Annotated in this window: 16 protein-coding genes; 6 read left to right on the top strand and 10 right to left on the bottom strand. The window is 65.9% G+C overall.

Going from position 1 to position 20,775, the window contains the following annotated elements:
* Positions 1 to 300 precede the first annotated feature (300 nt).
* On the bottom strand, positions 301 to 2,421 hold the full coding sequence (locus AMD30_RS21690) for an acyltransferase family protein (RefSeq protein WP_055477058.1): 2,121 nt from the start codon (positions 2,419 to 2,421) through the stop codon (positions 301 to 303).
* Between the two features lie 16 nt (positions 2,422 to 2,437).
* Entirely contained in the window at positions 2,438 to 4,384 is a 1,947-nt protein-coding gene (locus AMD30_RS21685) for a glycosyltransferase family 2 protein (RefSeq protein WP_231632818.1), read from the bottom strand.
* Positions 4,385 to 4,504: 120 nt separating this feature from the next.
* Between AMD30_RS21685 and AMD30_RS21680 the strand changes: the two genes are divergently transcribed.
* The 4 genes from AMD30_RS21680 (at position 4,505) to AMD30_RS21665 (ending at position 7,395) form a co-directional block, all read left to right on the top strand.
* A complete protein-coding gene (locus AMD30_RS21680) occupies positions 4,505 to 5,686 on the top strand; it encodes an alpha/beta hydrolase (protein WP_055477056.1) in 1,182 nt (393 codons plus the stop codon).
* A gap of 110 nt (positions 5,687 to 5,796) precedes the next feature.
* Positions 5,797 to 6,624, top strand: coding sequence for an SGNH/GDSL hydrolase family protein (locus tag AMD30_RS21675; protein WP_055477053.1), 828 nt, complete (start codon positions 5,797 to 5,799; stop codon positions 6,622 to 6,624).
* A 49-nt stretch (positions 6,625 to 6,673) separates the two neighbouring features.
* Complete coding sequence (locus AMD30_RS21670) at positions 6,674 to 6,949, top strand: hypothetical protein (protein ID WP_055477052.1); 276 nt, start codon at positions 6,674 to 6,676, stop codon at positions 6,947 to 6,949.
* Between the two features lie 29 nt (positions 6,950 to 6,978).
* On the top strand, positions 6,979 to 7,395 hold the full coding sequence (locus AMD30_RS21665; protein ID WP_055477051.1) for a hypothetical protein: 417 nt from the start codon (positions 6,979 to 6,981) through the stop codon (positions 7,393 to 7,395).
* Here AMD30_RS21665 and AMD30_RS21660 read toward each other — a convergent pair.
* From AMD30_RS21660 to AMD30_RS21645, 4 genes are read right to left on the bottom strand one after another with little or no spacing between them, the layout of a single operon-like run.
* Positions 7,385 to 9,208 (bottom strand): ArnT family glycosyltransferase, encoded by a 1,824-nt coding sequence (locus AMD30_RS21660; protein ID WP_055477050.1) that lies wholly within the window; start codon positions 9,206 to 9,208, stop codon positions 7,385 to 7,387. The two genes, AMD30_RS21665 and AMD30_RS21660, sit on opposite strands and share 11 nt — an antisense overlap.
* A complete protein-coding gene (locus AMD30_RS21655) occupies positions 9,205 to 11,148 on the bottom strand; it encodes a hypothetical protein (RefSeq protein ID WP_055477049.1) in 1,944 nt (647 codons plus the stop codon). Before AMD30_RS21655 ends, AMD30_RS21660 begins: the two co-directional genes overlap by 4 nt.
* Positions 11,141 to 12,604 carry a glycosyltransferase family 2 protein gene (locus tag AMD30_RS21650; protein WP_084817343.1) on the bottom strand — a complete coding sequence of 488 codons (1,464 nt, stop codon included), beginning with the start codon at positions 12,602 to 12,604 and terminating at the stop codon, positions 11,141 to 11,143. Before AMD30_RS21650 ends, AMD30_RS21655 begins: the two co-directional genes overlap by 8 nt.
* Positions 12,601 to 14,148: a hypothetical protein gene (locus AMD30_RS21645; RefSeq protein ID WP_055477048.1), complete on the bottom strand. Its 1,548-nt coding sequence runs from the start codon at positions 14,146 to 14,148 to the stop codon at positions 12,601 to 12,603. The genes AMD30_RS21650 and AMD30_RS21645 overlap by 4 nt, the downstream gene beginning before the upstream one ends.
* Positions 14,149 to 15,113: 965 nt before the next feature.
* Between AMD30_RS21645 and AMD30_RS21640 the strand changes: the two genes are divergently transcribed.
* Complete coding sequence (locus AMD30_RS21640; RefSeq protein WP_055477047.1) at positions 15,114 to 16,373, top strand: HNH endonuclease; 1,260 nt, start codon at positions 15,114 to 15,116, stop codon at positions 16,371 to 16,373.
* Between the two features lie 151 nt (positions 16,374 to 16,524).
* On the opposite strand, the gene AMD30_RS21635 is transcribed toward AMD30_RS21640, so the two are convergent.
* Positions 16,525 to 17,427, bottom strand: coding sequence for an alpha/beta fold hydrolase (locus AMD30_RS21635; RefSeq protein ID WP_197282828.1), 903 nt, complete (start codon positions 17,425 to 17,427; stop codon positions 16,525 to 16,527).
* 30 nt (positions 17,428 to 17,457) lie between these two features.
* Between AMD30_RS21635 and AMD30_RS21630 the strand changes: the two genes are divergently transcribed.
* The gene (locus tag AMD30_RS21630; protein WP_010844536.1) at positions 17,458 to 18,381 is read left to right on the top strand and encodes an alpha/beta fold hydrolase; all 924 of its coding nucleotides are present in this window, start codon (positions 17,458 to 17,460) and stop codon (positions 18,379 to 18,381) included.
* Between the two features lie 158 nt (positions 18,382 to 18,539).
* Here AMD30_RS21630 and AMD30_RS21625 read toward each other — a convergent pair whose 3' ends face one another.
* The 3 genes from AMD30_RS21625 to AMD30_RS21615 are packed head-to-tail and all read right to left on the bottom strand — an operon-like array spanning position 18,540 to position 20,755.
* Positions 18,540 to 19,448 (bottom strand): copper resistance D family protein, encoded by a 909-nt coding sequence (locus AMD30_RS21625; protein WP_055477045.1) that lies wholly within the window; start codon positions 19,446 to 19,448, stop codon positions 18,540 to 18,542.
* Positions 19,449 to 19,467: 19 nt separating this feature from the next.
* On the bottom strand, positions 19,468 to 20,019 hold the full coding sequence (locus AMD30_RS21620; protein WP_055477044.1) for a copper resistance CopC family protein: 552 nt from the start codon (positions 20,017 to 20,019) through the stop codon (positions 19,468 to 19,470).
* Positions 20,012 to 20,755, bottom strand: coding sequence for a YcnI family protein (locus tag AMD30_RS21615; protein ID WP_010844539.1), 744 nt, complete (start codon positions 20,753 to 20,755; stop codon positions 20,012 to 20,014). The genes AMD30_RS21620 and AMD30_RS21615 overlap by 8 nt, the downstream gene beginning before the upstream one ends.
* Positions 20,756 to 20,775 lie beyond the last annotated feature (20 nt).

The raw sequence follows: 20,775 nt of genomic DNA, 5'->3' as shown, positions 1-20,775 counted from the left end.
CACCGCCGCGCCGGGTCTCTCCGAGGCCCGTGGATCGGGTCTGCTCCCCAGCTACGTCGATGTGGCCGACTACCTCCGCTCGCGACGCGACTGAAGCGCCCACACGCAGAGGTCGACTTCGCTCAAGAACTTCAACACTGACGCAGATCTGAGTGCGCTTGCGGGCACCCCATCGAACGACCGAGAGCGGGCGACGTGTGAAACTCAGCCTCAGGAGGAGCCGTCTTTCGATACTTACGAGCAGAGGGACGCTCGTTCCTAAGTAAGGGAGCAGGGGGACGTTCGGCCAGCGGGTGAGAATCAGCGTGCGTTGTAGTCGAACCCCTGCTCATCCAACCGCTCGCGCAGAGCCGGCTCGAGAACCCGGGCAGCTGTCGCGGTGAGGTGCGAGTCGTCGCGGTAGAAGAGGATCTTGTTGTGTGCCGCTGAGCATGTATTCGCCGAACACAGGAGGTCGTTGACGTTAACCGTGGTGATGTCCCGGTAGTCGTTGCGGGAGGCTGCGTCAATGATCGGCTCGACGCGCGGGTAGTCGTCGAAGCCGAACTCGCACTGCGTCCAGTCGTCCATCGAGCCGGAGATGCAGTCGGCGACCTGGAAGCCCGGGTATGGGGTGTCAGCGATGTAGACCAGGTCGGCCTGTGTGTTCCGCAATTGCGTGAGCGTGTGCTCCCAGGCGGCCTCCGACACCTCCGTCGATGGCACATAGGTCGACAGCGAGGACACGAAGATGATCTGCGGGCCCACCTCGGCGATCCGCTTCAGCGTCGTCTCGCGCCACTCCTGACAATCGGCCTTCACATACGGTTCGAAGATCCCCGGCTGTGGCCGCAGATGCTGCGCCGGGCATGCCGCCTTGGTGAATTGATGAACTCTCCACCCGTGGTCGGCGCCGATGTTGCGGATGGCTTCGGCCCATTGATCTGCGTGGCTGTCACCGAACAGCACCACCGGGATCCCGTCGGCCGGCCCGAACACGCAGTCCTCGCGAGCTTCGACGTCGCCGACCGGGATCAGGCATTCGAACGGCTCCGGTCGATCGTCGAACGCCTGGAAAGGGTTCGGGGTCACAGGCCCCGAAGGCTCGCCGGCCTGCGAACCGAAAACCGACTGATACGTCAACGACGCATTCGCGACCGTGTCGCGGCTCGCCACCTGCACTGTGACGACACCGGCGGTCATCGTGACCGCCAGGGCCACCACCACGCCGATGAGGCCCAGCGATATCGACGCCGATTCATTGCGTCTCAGTTCGCGGTTGCGCAGCAGCGGCTCCTCAAAGAACACCGTGGACACGGTCGCCAGAACGAGCGAGGCCGCCGACACGGCCACCAGCGTCGGCCAGGTCGACGCGCCGAAGGCGGCCTGATAGAGCACTATCGCCGGCCAATGCCACAGGTACCAGGCGTATGACACTCTCCCGAGGAACTCGAGCGGAGCGGTCGCCAACACACGTCCGACGAACAGCGATCGTGTCCCGACCGCGCACCCCGACGCGATCGTCAGCGCCGCACCCGCCGTCGGCAGCAGCGCGGCAGTCCCCGGATACGGCGTGTAGGCATCGATCACGAACGCGGCTGCGACCACGCCGATGAGCCCCGCCCACCCCAACACGAGGGCGGCCGGTCGGGCTGCGCGCAATCCGCCGAGCCGGGCGAGGATCGGCATCGCGATCGCCACCAGCCCACCGGCGCCGAACTGCCAGGCGCGCGTGTACGTGGCCATATATGCCGTGGCGGGGTCGGTCGGAGTGATGTCGATGGCGAGATACACCGACACCGCACTGATCACCAGCACCGCCAGACCGACAGACCACCGAACCGACATGACCCGACGCAGCGGCGTCCGCGTCGCAAGCGCGGCTGCGCCGATGACCACGAACGGCCACACGAAGTACAACTGCGCCTCGATGGCAAGCGACCAGAAGTGTGTCGCGAGGCTGCCGTCGATCGCACCCGCGAGGTAGTCGGCGTTCTGCTCGATGAAATGCCAGTTCGCCAACTGGGCCGCTGCAGCCAGCAGATCTATGGCCTGCTTGAAGACTTTCAACAGTGGCATGACGAACGCTGCGGCGATGACGGATACGACGATCACCAGCGCGGCGGGCGGGATGATCCGCCGAGCCCGGCGGGCGAAGAAGCCGCGAAGTGAGATCCGGCCCTTCCGCTCGTACTCCCGGACCAGCAGGCCGGTGATCAGAAAACCCGAGATCACGAAGAACACGTCGACGCCGACGAATCCCCCGGAGACGAAGGGAACGTGCGAGTGGAACAGCACGACAAGCAGCACCGCCACACCACGCAGGCCGGCGATGTCGTCGAAGAAGGTACTGGGGGCGCCGCTCGCGACCGCGCCCGTCGATCCTTCTCCGCGGGGCGTCGGTTGCGCGCGTATCGGGACGGTGGGGACGTCGAAGGTCATGACGCGCACCGCCCGGTCACGGGGTGTTCCACGGCAGCATGATGTCGAACCACCCGAGCGCGAGCGCGGCGATGAGCACGATGACGCACGTGTACCCGATGGCCTCCCAGGCCGAGATTCGATTCCAATTGGTGGCGGTCGGCCGCGACGTCGTGGAGCGGGGACGGAAGTCGGCGGGATTACCGCGTGGGTCGCCGGGCCCTTCGAGGCTCGTCGCTATCGCTCCTCGCACCTCAGGGAGCAGAGGTTCGTCCAATTCTGCACGTCGAGGACGAAGGATCTTGACGAATTCGACGAGCAACGGCACCGCAAGGTAGGTGTATGCGCCGACGAGACCGACCATCATCCAGAACGCGGCGAGCCCGTACTCCATGACGTCGCGAACGATGAACACCCAGAAGGCCAGCAACGATGCCCCGAGCACGATCGCTCCCAGCGCGCTGATGGACCGTGCGAGCGAATTCGACGCACCGATCGCACCCGTCGGCACCCAGCCGATCTCACGGCCGATGATCTTGTGCCAGATCGCGACGGCGTGTGCGTAGCTGTACGCCATCTGGATGCGCAGCACCTCGAAGCGCCATCGAGTCCGCGAAACCAGCGGAAACAACACCACATACACCCACAGGCCCAACAGGAACGGAACCAGCTGTACCGGACGTACGTCCTCCGGATAGAAGGCCGCCATGATCACTCCCGGCAAGAACAGCAGGAAGACGTTCATCGCGGTGGTGAGGTAGTAGAACACCCCGGCCCAGTCGGAGATTCGCTGGCGGATGGTGCGGGGGTTGCCCTTCGAGACGGCCCTCCGCAAGCTCCGGGCCTCCTCAGGGAGCGGAGGGTTGTCGAGGAGCGGAGGCCGGGTGACCCGAGACAACGTCCCCTGACACCAGCGGTACTGCTGGTTCAAGAAGCCCGCGAGGTCCGACGGACACAGCCCGCGCGAGAGGACAACCGGTACATACCGGATCGCGAAACCGGCCTGCTGCAGAAGCCGACCGGTGTGCAGATCCTCGCTGTGCTCGATCTCGGCGAACCCACCCACCCGGTTCAACGCGCTCCGCCGGTAGACCGCCGACGTGCCGACACAGTTGGCCGCGCCGATCCGATCCCGCGACGGCAACACCCATCGGTAGAAGAACTCCTGCGTAGCCCCGGCCGTGCGTTGAATCCAGTTCATCGTCTCGCTGGTCGCAAAGCACTGCGGGCTCTGCACGATAGCGACCTGCGGGTCGTCGAGGTACGGCACCAGATGTGTCAGGAAATCATGGCGAGGGCAGAAGTCCGCGTCGAAGATGGCGAGCAATTCGCCTCGGCTGACCCGGCACGCGTACCGCAGGTTTCCGGCCTTGCGCAGGTGCCCGCGGTCCGGGCGAACAACGTAGGAGAACCCGAACTCGGCGGCGAGTTCATGTACTTCACCACGTGCAGCGTCGTCGAGCACGTAGACCGTCAGTCGGCCCGGCCACCGCAGGGCATTGACGTGACTGTAGGTGTTGCGCAGAATCTGCACACTCTCTCCGCACGTCGGAAGAAAGACATCCACAGCGGGATATGCCCCCTCCGGCGGATACCAGGCCGTCACCCGGGACTGGTGCGACTGCCATGTCACACGACGGCCGTTCAAACCCGTCACCAACGAGAGTGTGTTCCCGATCACATTCGCAACCAGAACGACGAGGACCGGCGTCAACCACGGGTGTGTGGTGGCGAAAGCCGCCAGCGATATCGACACCAAAATGAACGCGGCGATCAGAACGAGCTGCACCCACCGCATCTGAGAGCCGAGATATTCATAGACCTCATCATCGGCCGGCGCCGACACGACCTGCGGATTCCGTTCGATTGCAGGTGGTTCGGCGTGCCGCCGTCCGGCAGGGACCGCGAACTCGACAGTGTCGGCGGCCCAGAGATCGTCAGCGGATTGCACACGGGAATCTCGCTTGCCGACGGTCAGTTCCACACCCACAGAATTGAACAACGAATACGTCGACGCAAACCGCGAGAAACGACGGGTTACCTTTCTGAGGTGAAAGCAGGGTGGGACCGGGTGTCGACGAACGGCGTCCGTGTCATCGCGACGATGCTCGTGATCGTCGCGCTGAGCGGTTGTGGAATGCAGGAAACCACAGCTACGCCGTCCGTCGCATCGTCGTCGACCACCGCACCCGCACCGACGCCTGAACTCCGCGATGACGCTCTCCGTCAGCGCGGGAAAGTCGTCGAGCTCGCAGATGCGCCCGACGCGTGGCGAGCCGTTCTTCCGATCGGCACGATCATGCAGCGCCTTGTCTACCGGTCGGTGTCCGGCGTCGACGGAACATCGACCAGCGTCAGCGGAGCCTTCTTTCGCCCCGGTGGCACTCCCCCGCCCGGCGGTTGGCCGCTCATCGTGTACGCCCACGGCACCACCGGCATCTCCAGAGACTGCGGACCGTCGGACCAGGACGGCATGTTCGGCGACCTGACCGCGGTCGGCGACTTTCTCGCGGCGGGTTACTCCGTGGTGACGACCGATTACCAGGGCCTCGGACTGCGACCAGGCGAGCAGGCACCGCACCCGTATCTCGAACCACGAACGGCTGCATACAACGTCGTCGACGCGGTGCGCGCCGTGCGATCGTCCGGTGCCGACGTCGGCACACGCTGGGTCGCGGCCGGCCGCTCACAAGGTGGCGCCGCGGTGTGGTCGACGGCCGAGCAGTTCGCCGGCTACGGGGACGGGGCAGGCGAACTCGTGGGAGTCGTCGCCGTCGCTCCCCTGCTCGACGCCCGCTACTTCGTCACGCGAGCACAAGAAGGCACCCTCACCCGCGCCCAGCAGCACCTGTACCCGCTGATCATCCACGGGATGGCGCAGACACAGGACTCCGTCACTGCAGGCGATCATCTGTCCGGGTTTGCGGGCGACGCCGTGCCGACGTGCTCTGACGGCCGGACCGCGCTGGCCGCATCGGCCGTCCCGGACGACGCATCGTTGAACGCGGTGACGCCGGGGGCTGCCCAGACTCTCTACGACGCACTGGGGCAATACGCGTTGCCCCGCGTCGCCTCGAATGTGCCGATTCTCGCGATCTACGGTGCCGACGACAACGTCATTCCGGTCGACATCATGGAAGACACTCTCGGGCGTGCCTGCGATCTCGGAGATCGAGTCCTCCGCATACGCCTCGATCAGCAAGGACATGCGGTCGACCCCGGCCCGTCGATGGCGTCGTGGATTCGCGAACGACTCAGTGGTTCATCGTCGGCCGGCAATTGTTGACATCACACTTTTGCCCCGACGAACGGCCTTGCCGCTTCGCGCGGCCGGAAACAATGCCCGCTATGGTGACACAGTCGGCGGGGGCCAGATTCGATTTGGAGATTGTGTAGATGTTGAACGCTGTGAAGCGCATTGCCGGATCGGCCCCGATCTGGGCGTGGATCGTGATGGTCGTATGTGCCGTGATCCTGGTCGTCGGGCTCATCATCTCGAGCAACCGGACTGCTCCCACGACGACTTCCGCAGCCGACGTCTCACCCACCAGCATGACGCCGCTCGACGAGCCGGCGACGCTCGCGTTCATGAAGGACGCCCGGGAGAACTCGGCCGAACCGAAAACCATCGTCCTGCTCGGAGACTCGACCGGAGCGGCACGCGACGGGTGGGCCCCCCGAGTAGGGACGACGATCAGCCAGACCCTGCAACGGCCGATGGCCACCAAGTTCTGGAGCACCACGACCAACGATTACGGCGCCATGGTCGGCCTGGGCGACGGCCCCAACGGCCCGATCGGCTTCTGGAACGGGAGCGCCTCGGGCAAAGACGTCGATTACGCGCTGGCGAACCTCGGCAAGTTGATCCCCGCCGACGTCACGCCGGACCTGATCCTGCTGAACTTCGGGCACACCCAGGACCCGCAGGCGCCGCTCGCAGAGCAGATGCAGCCCCTGATCACCGAACTTCGTACGAAGTATCCGAACGCGGACCTCGCAGTCATCAAACAGAGCCCAGCCGCCGGGGGTGAAACCGGCACCCAGGTCGAGGGATACGCGTCGGCCATGGACGCCGAGGGCGTCCAGGTGATCGACGTCTACTCGGCCTTCCCCACCGACCCGGCCGCGCTTCGCCCGCTGCTCCGCGACACCGTGAACCCCAGTCCTGCCGGCCAGGAGATCTGGGCGTCGACGGTGCTGAAGGCCTTCGAGCTACAGACCTGAGTCTGGGTCTGTTGCCTCCGCACACCGGAATCGACCGGTACTGACGCCTATGCCCGATCCCTTTCACGCGCTCGTCTTGATGAACCTCTTGTTCGTCGTCGGCGCCTGGTGTCTGGCCCGGCCGAGCTACATCGCCGCCGCAGTTCTGGTGGTCGTCGCGGTTTCGTGGTTGTTCTGGAACACACCGATCGAGGGCCGGGTGCTCTATGTCGTCAGACCTGGAAACGGACTCACCGAATCCGATCTCCTCAGCGCCGCGGCATTCGGAATCGCGGCATTCAGCGTGCGTCGGGAACGCGAGCGTCGCAGGTACGAGGACGACTGACCGCCCGTGCATGCACTACGGTCACGTCCATGGCCATCCGTCGCGCGGTTGTCTCGGTCCTTCTGTCTTTCGTGGTCGTCGTGCCGATGTGGTGGTCGTCGGCCGAGGCCGCTGCCTCACCACCGCCCCCGCATCCCAGGCTCGACCACTCGATCACCGTCCAGATCCCCGGCGTGGTCTGGGGAGTCGGCGGCGCCGGGGTTGCCTACCCGCGAGTGTTCTACGGGCGCGGTCAGATCTACCCCTACCCGATGGGTTACGGCTGGCGTTGGCAGTGGCGCAATCTCACGACCGGAGCCGCCGGCTGGATCCCTTACGACTATCCCCACCGCCGCACCACCATTCAGACCGGGGCCGGCCAGCTACTCGTCACCGGTGACTACTTTCCGCAGCCGAACATCTATCTGAGTACGCCGGTCGCGGCCACCTTCTGGGTCAACCCGTGACGGGTCGGTTTGATCCGTTGATCCTGTAGATCCGAAATTGCGGCGTGCCACCCGGGCTGGTGACGGTCATCGCGGATGTTGCAATTCCGGCCCCGTCGTCCCACATCGTTGGGTACCGAACATTGACGGCATCGGCACTCCCGAGCCCGGTAGGTCTCGGCACCAGGATGTACTGAACTCCCGTGTCCGCGGGTTGGTTCAGTTTGGTGAAGAAATCGAAGTCGCTACGCACGACGAACTGGTCGTGGTTGTCGGAGAACAGCCAGATTCTTGATATGCCGAAAGTGTCGACCAGCACGGAGCCGGGCGGGAGCGCCTGATCGTCGAACCACCCGGCGATGTTGCGAGACACGTCGCCGAACCAGTAGAACCAATACCCCTCGGTCGGATATTGCTCCGGCCAGATCGCTGACCGCAGACCGTACTCCTCTTTCCCGACCGCGGGATTGAGCATCGAGGATGCAGTCACCGGCAACGAGGTCGCGAGGACCAAGGCCATGAGGGTGGTGACAGTTGTCCGTTCGACGCATGATCGCGGGAAGGTCCGGTCGCTGCTCAGCGAGCGTCGGTTGTTCCACTTCCGCAGGTTTGGGTCGTTGTTCGAGGGACGGGGGGTGGTGCTGCTAAAGGGGCGGGGGCCGCAGGCGACAAGGACCGCGACGACGACCAGGGGTGTCGCGGCCATGTAGAACCGGAACCATCCGAAGGTCGAGCCCAGGATCACTGCCGACATCTGGAACAGCAGGACCGACCCGAAGACGACTCCCGGCACCGCGGCGTCGACTCTCCGCAAGCGGACGGCGATCCACGCCACGACCGGTAAGACCGCGAACAGCAGGGGCTGCATTCCCAGCAGGTTCCCGGCTATGACCTCGACCAGCGGACCGGCGCCGACGTCCTCAGCGGAGATGATGCCCGCCGCCTCGACCTGCGCCGCGTTCCCGTACTGAGAAGAGAACTGCGAGAAAGCGTTTCCGTCGAGCAACCACCCCGAGATCGCCCAGAGGACGAAGGCGAACACTGTCGGCAGCAGAACGATCGCGGCATCGTGCAGACCGAACGCGGCGCCGGCCTGCCACGACGCCCGCCCCCGCGAGCCCACTGGGCGATGACTCCGAGTCGACAGGACGAACACGCCCAATCCGACACCGACGGCGGCCGGCAGCGCCTCGTACCGTGTCAGATACGCCAACCCCAGTGCGACACCGGCGACGACGAGATCGACGACATGAGATCGGTTCACCCACAACAGTACTCGACGGCACGTCCACAACAGGAAGAAGAGAAACGGCGCCTCGCTCATACCCATACCGGCGTAGAGCACGATCATCGGATTCAGCGTGAATGCTGCTACGGCGATCCAGCGCAGGACTCGGCCCGACCCGTAGTCGAGTGCGATCCGTCGGACCTGCCAGCCGGCGCCGGCCATGAACAGTGCGCTCATGACCGCGCCGGCAAACCCCACCCGGCGCAGCTCCGGCCACTGATTCACCGGCCAGTGTCTGGTCATCTCAACCAAGGGAATCTCGACGAGACTCGGCAACGGATTCCACACAAAGCCAACCGCACCGAGATGCGGGAACCGACTCCAGATCGTGTAACCCGCATTCGCGATCCGGCTGCTGGCGTCGGGGTTGATGTATCCGATGCCCAGGTACAAGTACACGCCGACAGCCACGTACAGCGCAGTGAGTCCACCGAACAGCGAGATCCCCCACCATTGTGTCCGGGTGAACCGCCGACGTCGCCTCGATGCCGGCGGCTCGAGCCCGGCCACCGGCACCGGGGCGTCGCCACTGATCGCGACGGTCATGAAGTCGAGGCGTCGGCAGAACCGTGCGACTCACCGAATCGCCTGCGGTAGAGCATCACTGAGACTGCGACGAGTACGCCGATCACCAGCACGGCAACGCTGATACCCAGCCACACCACCCAGCTCATACCGACCTGCTCCACCTCCACCTTCGGACCGTCGGCCCGAATGGTCATCAGTTCGGCCTGCCCGGCGACGCCGGCCACCACGACATCTCCGCGCAGGTTGGCGAGTTCACCCTGCTGTTCGTCGAGGAAGGTGAAGAGCGGATCGACGAGATCCCACGAACCCGAGGTGCTCACGAGTACGACCGTGCGGGAGTTCTGCGCGAAAGCCTGCACGGTACCGAGGCCTTCGGGGATGCTCACGCGGATCTGCGACGGCAGGTCGACCAGAGTCGCGGAATCCGCGGTGTTGATCGGGGGATTCAGCGGTTGGGCGTTTTTCGCGTCCGCGATCACGAGCGCCCCGGTCTCACTGTTCATCGCCTGATCGAGCGGCACCAGGACCGGCGACAAGGCCACCGCCGAGGACCTCTGCACCGACGCGATCAGTTGCGCCGCGGCATCGAGCTGGCCGGGATCGGTGCCGTCGAGCGCGACCTGGACGGTCGGCTGCCAGCCCAACGGGATCGACGCGAATCCGCCCATGCGGACCGGCGTCGAATCGCTCGACACCGTCGACGCCGGATCGATCTGGAACGTCATCGGCACGCTGCGCGGGTTGCATTCACCTGGCACCGGCTCGTAGCTGATACGGAATTCCAACGGTTCGTTGGCCGCGACCTGAGCAGCCGGAATCGTGAAGCGAGTGTCCAAGGTGCCGGACTCGTTCAGCGCTTTCGTCTGTAGAACTTCTCCACCACTGACGGCGAGGACGGAGCCTCGAGCACCGCCGTTGACCGGTGTATAGCGTGCCAGAAGGTGCACGTCGACCTGTCCAGGCCGGCCAAGTGCCAGGGCCGTGGGGTCGAAACCCGGCCGGAGAGTTGTCGTTCCGAGCACCTCGGCATTCAGACGCCCCGAGAATTCGGCGAAGGTCGTGCTCGACCCCTGTACTTCACGCTCGGTTGCTTCCGTCACTTCGGCGGTTGTGGTTTCGGCGAGGCCCGAGAGGTTGTCACGAAACAGCGCCACCTGCTCCGGCAGGGAAGCGGCGTCGCCACTGAGGATCAATGTCGCATCCGCACGTCCAGGCCTGTCGAGCGTGATGCTCCCACGTCCTGGTTGCTCGCGGATCTGGACCACCCTTGTCAGCGGATTCTGCGGGCTAGCTGCCGAGTCGCCCGATGTCTCGACGACATCGATCGACACACGCTGCGGGCGATAGTGGTCTGAGACGGCGGCGACCAGCCCCAACGCGGTTTGAGACACCGCGGCACTCGGCTCACGCGGAACAGAGATGAGCACAGTGTCGACCACTGACCCGAAGACGTCGCTGATCGTGCTGGGAACTTGCGCCGATCCAGTATACGAAACACCGAGGTTGGTGAGGGACACCTGCGGATCCGGGCCGCACACATCGCCCGAATCGTTGAGCCGCAGGATCATCCGGAGATCGGCCCGGCCGTCGGAGACGTCGATCCTCGTCAGCGGCAGTCGAAACGGGATACTGCGCTGATCGGCGCCGAAGCGCGGGATGGGGATGGTGCCGAGGATCGTCCCGTCATTACGGGTCACCTGAACGAACGCGTCCGAGATGACCGTGGCTGAGGCGACCACGCCGCTCAGCACCGTCGGAGCCATTCCCTCCGGAACGGGCACACTGATGCTGATCGGAGCATCCGCGCCGTCGATGTCGACCGCGGTCCCCAGGCCGAGTTGACGCCAATCCAGCGTCGTGGTCGTCAACGGGGCAGCCGACGCCGGCGCGGCGATCATTCCGACGGCGAGCACCGCAATCAGAACGCACCACAATCGGCGGATCAATCGACTAGACATTCTCAGAACCTTTCGGCGGTGTGGGCATACCGGGCATGGCGGAGAGCCCGTGCACCGTCTTTTCCCAGTAGGAGGGTTTGTAGATGAGTTGGGCCATGCTCTTGATGGCGGCCATGGACTGCAAGAACCAGTAGGCCGGCACGAGCAGAGCGGCGCCGAGCAGATACGGCTTCTCGAGCGTTCGGGCCGAGACCACACCGAGCATGATCGTCGCCAGGTTGCCGACGGTGAACATCAGCAGACAGAGGTAGTAGACGGGCCCCGGGAACAGCGAGTTCATGAAATCGGGTTTGCCTGCGAACCACACCAGCAGCAGAGCCCAGAAGAGCAGGTTCAGAGTGTTGGCGATCGGCATTCCGGCGGTCAGGTTCGAAATCCGAAGGGTGGGAACAAGTCCCAGATCACGAACCATCGCCCCCGGGTGACGGGTGTGCACCAGGAAGGTCTGCAGGTAGCCCTTGTACCACCGGGATCGCTGACGCACCCAGTTCACGACGTCGGCGTTGGCCTCTTCTCCCGTGAGCGAGTCCAGTACCACCGTACGATATCCGTAGCGCGCGAGACGGATTCCCAAGTCGGCATCCTCGGTGACATTGAAGGCGTCCCATCCGCCGACCTCGCGCAGCACCTCGGTGCGGATGTGATTCGACGTCCCGCCGAGGGGGATCACGCAGTTCGACGCGCTCAGCGCGGGCAGCATGTACGAGAACCACTGGTCGTACTCGATGGCGAACCACCGGGTGAGCAGGTTCTCTCGCTCGTTGTAGTACCCGAGCCGGGCCTGGACCGATCCGACGTCGGGACCGCTCGCCGCGAACACCGATGCGGCCTTGCGTAGTTGGAGCGGATCCGGGATGTCCTCGGCGTCGTAGATGGTGACGAGGTCGCTGCGTTCCGACGGCAGGCTCATCGCGACGTTGCACGCCTTGGGTTTGGTCCTCGGCTCGCTCGGGGGGACCAGCACCGGGGTGATCCCGTCGAGGTCGGCCCTACTCACGGCGTCGATGGTCTCGGAATCGTCCTCTTCCAGGACCAGCAGGATGTCGAGTTTGTCTGCGGGATAGTCGATCTTGCCGACACCGGCGACGAGGTTCGCGACGATCTCGGGTTCGCCGTACACCGGCAGCAAGACGGTGTAAACCGGAAGCTCGGCGTCGGGGATCGCGCGTGCGTCCTCGTCGGACACCCGCAGCACTCCCCGACCGGACATACCCCGCGTGACGAGCACGAATTTATCGACACTCGAGACGAGGAAATACACGGCACAGACACTGAGGATGACCGCCAGCGACACCCGCCAGGTCAGCACGAACGCAGCGGCAACCACCACGACGAACACGACCATCGCGATTCGCTGCCCGCGGCTGAGCGGATGTCGAGCCGACAGCCTGGTCACGTGCGGCGCGGTCGCGCTCTGCGCGACGTCAGAGCCCTCGAGCGCATCGAATCCCCTCATTGCGAAGGTCGCTCGACGGCATTGATCATCGACCATGCGAGATCGGTCAGCGCGTCGTCCACGCCGGACTCGTCGGACACCGACTCGTCGGCGTCCTCGCCACCACGGATGAGCCAACCGATCGGTTCGACGACGGTGCTCGAATAGCTGGGCAACTGCGGCTCGACGAGTTCCGACGGTCGCGACTGGTCGCGTGCAGCCATGAGGTAAACCGCTACATAGCGCTCGCCGGCCGCCGTCGGAACACGCCACGCCCAGAACCGGCCCGTCCACAACGCGTCGGCGGAGGTCCGCACTGCCTCGGGGGTGTTCGCGATATTTCCCAGCCGCGTCGTGTGCCCGCCCGCCGAGACCGGGGTCGACGTGATCGCGGCCGGCGGCACCGTCTCGTACCACAGGCCCCGGCGGTAGTTGGTGAACCGTCCGAGATCGGTGGTGGAATACACATCGAGGTATGCGGTGGACAACGGGTTGGTTCCCGGGTCGGTCATGCCCGTCGTGACCCGGTACCGGCGCACGTCACCATCGGAGCCCATGACCCGCGGACCCCAGTCGAACACCTGGGGTTCGGTGATGCCGAGGCCCAAGGTCCGCAACTGGGACAGCCAATCCTCCCCGATCGGCGGCGAGACAACAGGTTTCGGCGAATCCGGCGCGAGCGGGGTGAGCGCCAGGATCACCAGCGCCACCAGCCACGCCGATGCGAGCGTGATGACAGATTGCTTCGGTAGCCCGGCACGGGCGGAGCCGGACCGACCGAATCGAAGGCGCACGAGAATCGCGACCGCGGTGACCGCCGCCGTCGGCACCGTGTAAGCGAGGACCGGTGCGTGCTGGAGTACCAGCACCAGCGCCACCCCGAGGGCGCCCGACATTACGGCCGTCGCCGCGCCCACTCGTGGGTGTCGCCGTAGCGCCATGTACGTCACGACGGAGGCGAGCGCCACGGACAACAAGCCGAATACGACCGTCGAACCGCCGAAGGCCTCTCCCAACAGTAGAAAGTTCGGCGGGAAGCACGTCAGAAGGAACAACCAGATGAGGTAGTCGCGGACGACGCGGCGGATGCCGAAGATCACGATCGACGCCGCGAACACCCAGATGAGAAGCGGAATCAGGTCGGCGTGCCAGAAGGCCGCGACGGCGGGAACCCTGGGAATGACAAGCGCCGCAGCAAGTCCCAGTGCGCCACCCACGACAACAACCAGGATGCGGTCGAACTCACCATCGCCGATCTCGCGGCCGCGGGACGAGACGTCGAGGCCGAACGCGATCATGAGGCACCACAAGGGTACAAACAGCAGATAGGCCGTCGGCGAACCCTGTCGAAGCGCATCGAACTCGGCTGCGATCGCCGGAGCGAACGCCAACATCCCCGCACCGATCGTCGACGCGTAGCGGGCGCCCATCGACACCTCACGGGGTGCTGTCAGCGCCTTCCGCCACGAACGCCGGTTGTCGTCGCGTGTGGTCGGCGCTGCCGTGCCGGCATCGACATCCGCAAGTTGCGGTGACGAATGCGCGACAGTGTCAAGAACAGTCATGAGCCCTCCCCAGACAGCGCCTGAGCATCGGGCCCTGGCGGTGAACGCGATTCGGGCGTCAATCCTGTAACCCCCCTGACGCCCGAATCGCGAACAAGTAGAAGAGTAACCCTAAAAAGAAAGTTGATTGACCTCTCCCGCGGCGCGGCCTCTCCGAGCAGCAGCTGCATCGGCGGCCAGATCGGGAATGGACCGGTTAACGTGTTCCTCTATTATCGTCTCTGCCGCAATACTATTGGTTGATTCGCACACGGCATCGTCATTGATCGGCAACGCGCCGAACCGGCCCGCAGGCACCCGACTTATGTCGCAATTTTGTGGTTGAAGTCATGCTCAGAGTACTGGGTCGGCCGACCTGGTCGGGGCGTTAAAGGCACTGTGCCGCAGTGATTCACAATTCATACCTGTGGATTGGCAATCCTGCCGAGACGATCAAGCTGCTGTCGCCACCCCCTCAGACGATTGACAAACATTCCTTGTCAGTCGGCAGCAGCTGCTGGATCGTCGCGAGCTCCGGTCGCCCTTCGATCGCACACACGGGACGGCGTAGGGGGGCAGTGCATCGACGCCTGGTCGGTTGACCAGGGAACGTGATCGTCGCGCTCCGTGCCCGCGTCACCGGGCCGACAGGTCCTTGCCCGGTTCAACGTCGATGACAGCGATCAGTTGACACCTCCACCGTCATTGAGTGCGCCGTCGAGCATGCGAACACGGGGTGGGAGTCTTCATTGCCCCAGGGCCTCGACCTCACCGCGCACGAGGCACTCGAGGCCACGGACACCGGCGACTCGTGACGACAGAGTCACGGATTCTGGACGCGAAACCCGAAACGGGCGTGACTGAAGTTGATCACTGCCGACGATCTATGCACAGTCAACGCCAATCGACGCACAGTCGACGAAAAACGCTGCACAGTCGATGTTTTCGGGAACCTATGCCTGTGGAGAAACATCGAAATCGAACGCATGTTCCTGTACATTGGAGTCATGCCAGAGCTAGCCACTCTCCTCGATCACCTCATCGAGACCACCCCACCCATCGACGACCCCACAGGCAGAGCAACCTTCGATGCGTTGAACACACTGCGGTTGATCCGCAACATCATCGATCACCAGATCGTCACCCACACAGCACAACTCGACAACCTCGGCGTCGCACAGAAAGCCGGCAGCACCACCACGAAACTGTTGATCGAGTCCGGCCACGCACCCGCCGCCGCCCACCGCACCATGCGCAGCGTCGACGCCCTGCACACACTGCCGACCCTGGCTCGTCACGCCGCCGACGGAAGACTGTCCAGCGAAGTCGGCGACGCCATCATCCGCGGGATGAATGAGATCGAGAAGCGTTGCCCCGAAGCATTTTCCGACGACAAACACTCACCAGTTGAGATCGAACTCATCGCCCAAGCACTCTCAGGTGCGACACCGGCACAATTGCTGAAGCATGCGCGGGCCATCGCCAACACACTCGCCAACGCCACCGACACCGCTGTTGCCGCCGCCGATGATTCTTCTTTGAACGCGGTCACCATGCACACCACCGACGACGGACGCGTCGACGTCCGCGCCGACCTCACCCAGACCGTCGGCGAGAAATTCTTGGCCATGATCGATGAACGCTCCTGCCCACGACCCGAACCCGACGGCGCCGGCGACCGACGCACCGCCGAACAACGCCGCGCTGACGCCTTGGAGTTGATCCTCGACCAGGCCGCACTCGGTGCAAGCATTGACAGCGTGGGGAGTCCGCGCACGCAACTGATGCTGACCATCCCCGCGACCGGAGACCTGGCAACACTGCCGTGGACCGGTTCCGTCAGCCACGCCACCGCGAGACAGGTGACGTGCGACGGGTCGCTCACGGAGATCATCCTTGACAGTGAAGGAGTACCGCTGCAGATGGGACGCACCGAACGACTGTTCCCGGCGCACCTTCGCAAAGCAGTGATCGTCCGGGATGGCTGTTGCATCAAATGCGGTGCGCCGCCGTCACATACCCAGGTCCACCACGTCGCTCACTGGGCCGACGGCGGCCCCACCGACCTCGACAACGGCTGCCTGCTCTGCCAACGCTGCCACACCCAAGTCCACCACCACGGCTGGGACATCGTGATGGGATTCGACCGCCACCCCTGGCTCGTACCGCCCGCCACCATCGACCCGCAACGTCGACCACTACCGGCCTACAACCGCCGCACCATGCGACTCGACGACGCCGCCTGACCTCGCACCGCCCCACACACTTCCGCGCAGCACCTTCGCACCCGGCCATACCGGGACCGCATCCGTACCTTGACAACTCCACAGTGTTGGCGGCCTGCTGTCGTCCGTGTAGTGGCACCCTGGAACGCTGCGCCCGAACCGCTGGTGCGTTCTACGACAATTCGCCGGCCGCCACTGCCACACGATCGCGCGGCACCACCGCATCGAGAGCCTCGGCGAACGGCGGAATGAAGTACCGTGCGCCGAGGACACAGCACGCGTGACCACCGTCGACCTCGAAACGCTGCGCGCCGGGGATGCCGTCGACCAGCAACTGTTGACGTTCGGGTTCGACCACGCGGTCGCGGATGGAGACGACCACGGCGGTGGGTACGTCGACCTCGTGCAGCCAGTCACGGGAATCGAACTCCCCCAAGCCGTTTCCGAAGTCACCGAGGTGCGCGAGCGGCGTAGAGAAGAACTGTCGGAGCGCCCAGATGGTGGTGTGGGACGTCTTGTCGAGGCTCTTGTCGGACACCCTCGGCAGCACCCGGTACACCGGGCGCAAGATGCGTCCCATGTGTTCCGACGACGCGCGGTGCCGGGGATCGTTGGTGCTGAAGAACGGACCGGTCGAACACAGCACCAGGCCGGCCACGCGCTCCGGGTGGCGCCTCCACACCAGCTGCGCGATCCCGCCACCCATCGAGAATCCGGCGACCGTGAACCGGTCGATGCCCAGGACATCGGCGAGCGCGACGACGTCGTCGGCACAGTCACGGAGATCGAATGTCTCGGACTCGATGCCGCGGCCGTGCCAGCGCGCGTCCAGGGTGATGACCCGGTAGCGGTCGTTGATGGCGGGGATGGTCGGGTACCAGCAGAGCAGCCCGGTCGTCAGCACCGAGTGCAGGAGGAACACGGCGGGAGCGTCGCGCGGACCCGAGTCGGTGACGAACGCACGCCCGCGTCCGGGGAGCTCGACCATCCGTCCGTCCGGGATGTCCCGAGCCGGGTACGGGGTGAACACGTGGCGGATGGCGCGCGCGGTGCCGTGAACGAACTCGGGGATCACGCCATCAACGGTACGTGAGATGCTGGTCACATGATCGACATCGCCCGTCCGAAAATCGAGGGGTCGATCGCCGTCGCCGACGGTGATCGTCGGATCGGATTCGCCGAGTACGGATCGGCCACCGGACGGGCCATCGTCTGGCTCCACGGAACACCCGGTGCGCGACGCCAGATCCCCGTCGAGGCGCGCGCGTACGCACTCGAACGCAAGGTCCGGCTCATCGGACTGGATCGCCCCGGCGTGGGGTCGTCGACCCCGCATCGGTACGACAACGTCGCTGCCTTCGCCTCCGACCTCGCCGAAGTCCTCGAAGCCCTGGGCATCGACGACTTCGCGATCATCGGGCTCTCCGGCGGCGGACCGTACGCCCTCGGCGTCGCGCACGCGATGCCCGACCGGGTGACGGCGGCCGGCATCCTCGGCGGTGTCGCGCCGACGGTCGGGCCCGATCGCATCGAGGGCGGCGCCATGCGCCTCGGCACGCTCTTGGCGCCGCTCGTCAGCGTCGCGGGCGACCCGATCGGCCAGGTGCTCAGCGTCGCCCTCGGCTTCGCCCGGCCCATCGCCGAACCCGCGATCACCATCTACGGCCGGCTGTCCCCGCAGGCGGACCGAGAACTGTTGGCGCGACCGGAGTTCCGGGCCATGTTCCTCGACGACCTGCTCCACGGCGGGAGCCGCCGGATGGCCGCGCCGTTCGCCGACGTCGTGGTGTTCGCACGGGACTGGGGGTTCCGCGTCGGCGACGTCACGGTGCCGGTGCGCTGGTGGCACGGCGACGACGACCACATCATCCCGTACGCCCACGGCGAGCACATGGTGTCGCTGCTCCCCGACGCGAAGCTCTACGAGATGCCCGGCGAGAGTCACCTCAGCACCCTGCACATGGCGACCGACATCATCGACGAACTACTCGCGCTGTGGGACCAGTCGCGACCGCCGCTGGGCGAGTGAGGCTCGACCCCCCGCTCCCTGAGGTGCGAGCGAAGCGAGCCACGAAGGGCATCACAACGTGCCTCACCAGGCCCTTCGAGGCTCGTCGCTATCGCTCCTCGCACCTCAGGGACCAGGGGTTATGCGGTTCTTTCGGATTAGCGAGCAGGTGGGAACGCTCAGCCGGCGGGGATCGGCGGTGTCGCCGACAACCCGGCCGCGAGTCCCAGCGCCACGGCCATGATCGCCAGTTCGACGACGGCGGCACGCACGGAGGCCGTCTCGCTGCTGCGATGCCGCTGCACCGCCGGTAACCAGCGTCGTCGATGCCAGGCCGCGAGGCCCACGAGGATCGCGAGCACCGCGGCCTTCGCGAGGAGGATGCGGCCGTAGCCGCTGCTCACGAGGTCGGCCGGACCGCCGATCTCGACGAGCCCGGAGACCACGCCGGTCACCGTGAGCAGACCGACCGCCCAGGGGGCGCGGCCGGAGAAGACCGGCAGGCTGCGCGCCCACCCCGACCGCCCGCGGACCGTGATCAGCATCGCCGCGAGAAGCCCACACCACCAGGCCGCGGCCAGCGCGTGCGCACCGATGAGGAACGGACCCCACGAGTCGTTGCCCGCGTGACCGGCGATCGAGGTGGCCAGCACCCCGATCGCCGCGAGCGCACCGACCACGAGGACGGGTATCTCGATCCCGGTCAGCAGGTCCAGCACCACCCACACGACGATCAGCAACGCGACGACCAGCGCGACCATCTCGGGTGCACCCGAGAACAGGACGTCGCCGAAGTCGCCGGCCGTCACCTCGAGCACCTCGGTGCCCGCCCGATCGGCGGTGCGGATCCAGGCGCTGACCAGTACCGCCAGCACCCACACCCCGGCCAGCAGGCCGATCACCCGGGTCGAGGGCTCGGCGTCGACGGTCGGTAACGCACCCAGGCCGAGCAGCACCACGGAGACGCCCAGCGCGAGGGTCGTGGGCACGGCGACCAGGTCCGGACCGTCGGGACGGGCGAGCAACCAGCTCACCACCAGACCGCCGGCCAGGGTCACCACGAGGATGAACCCGTTGCGGAGTGTCATGTCACGATCCGGATGGTCGTCAGCGCCGTGTCGACGGTCGCCGGCTCACCCAGAACACGACGCCGAGTCCGACGATCAGGACGACGGCGGCCCCGGCGATGAACCACCACACCGGGATTCCCTCGTCCGACGAGGCGTCGACGGCCTCGATCGCCGGGCCCGGTTCGCCGTTGCCGGCAACCGCGAGCTCGAAGGTGCGCTGCCCGCTGATGACGTGCCCGTCGGCCGAGGTCACCCGGTAGTTGACGACGTACTCGCCGGCCGGACCGAGCTCGCGCACGCCGACGCGCACGTTCGGTCCGTCGACCGAGGGGTCACCGGACTGCCAGTAGTGATCGTCGGGGCCGACGACGTTGAGCACCGCATACGACGACTGGATCGGCTCGTTGAAGGTCAACGTGACCGTCTGCGGGCCGGTCTGCACCGTCGCGCCCTCGGCGGGATCGGAGGACACCAGCCGAGAGTGCGCCGACGCCGGCGCCGCGGCCCACGATCCGACGAGCCCGAGACACAGCAGCGCCGCAAGCACCAGGACGACGCGCCGAACAGCCACCGGACGACGGTCAGGCATTGCCGCCGCCACGGCCGTTACGTCGGAGCACAGTCAGCGCGGCCACGCCGATCACCGCGCCGAGAGTGCCGACGACCAGGCCGATTCCACCGAGCCATCGAGCGGCGGAGTCCGTCGAGGACGACTCGGCGGTCTCCGAGCCCTGCGAACCGTCCGACGCCTGCGCGCTGTCGGTCGGAGCGGCGGCGTGCGAGCCGCCGTGGTGGCCGTCGCCGGAGTCGGGCGGCAGCGTCAGGGTCGGCGCGGGCTTCTCCGGCTCGGAGCCGTCGGCGGGCGTCGGCTGGTTCCAGTCGGCGGTCTCACCGTCGGCGTAGGTCTGCAGCGCCGGGAGTTCGACGGTCTCCTGCTCGGGGAACGGTCCGCCGGAGAACCGGAACTGGCCGAACTGCCCGACCGGAACGCCCGGCGAACCCGGGTCGGCGGTCCAGGTGATCTCGGTGACCTTGTCGTCCTTCTTGGTGACGACGGACTTCCAGCCCGGCATCACCTCGGGACGCGCCGAGGTCAGACCCGGCAGCGTCACACGCAGCCCGGTCGTCGCCGCGGCGTCGGACTCGTTGGGGACGACGAGGGTGACCACTCCGTACCCGCCCTGCGTGACCGTCGGTGCGTTGGCGGTCACGTGCGCCGACGCGGCACCCGCACCCGCGAAGGAGGCGAGGCCGACGACTGCGGCGGCGGTGGCGGGCGCGATGATGCGGCGGGCGATGGTCGCCCGCGGAGAACTGAGCTTCATTGAATGTGTCTTTCGATGGT

Origin of the sequence: Gordonia sp. HS-NH1 (assembly GCF_001418765.1) — a bacterium.
Classification (GTDB): domain Bacteria; phylum Actinomycetota; class Actinomycetes; order Mycobacteriales; family Mycobacteriaceae; genus Gordonia.
Note: the sequence above shows the minus strand (reverse complement) of the source record. Positions and strands in the feature narration are given on the sequence as shown.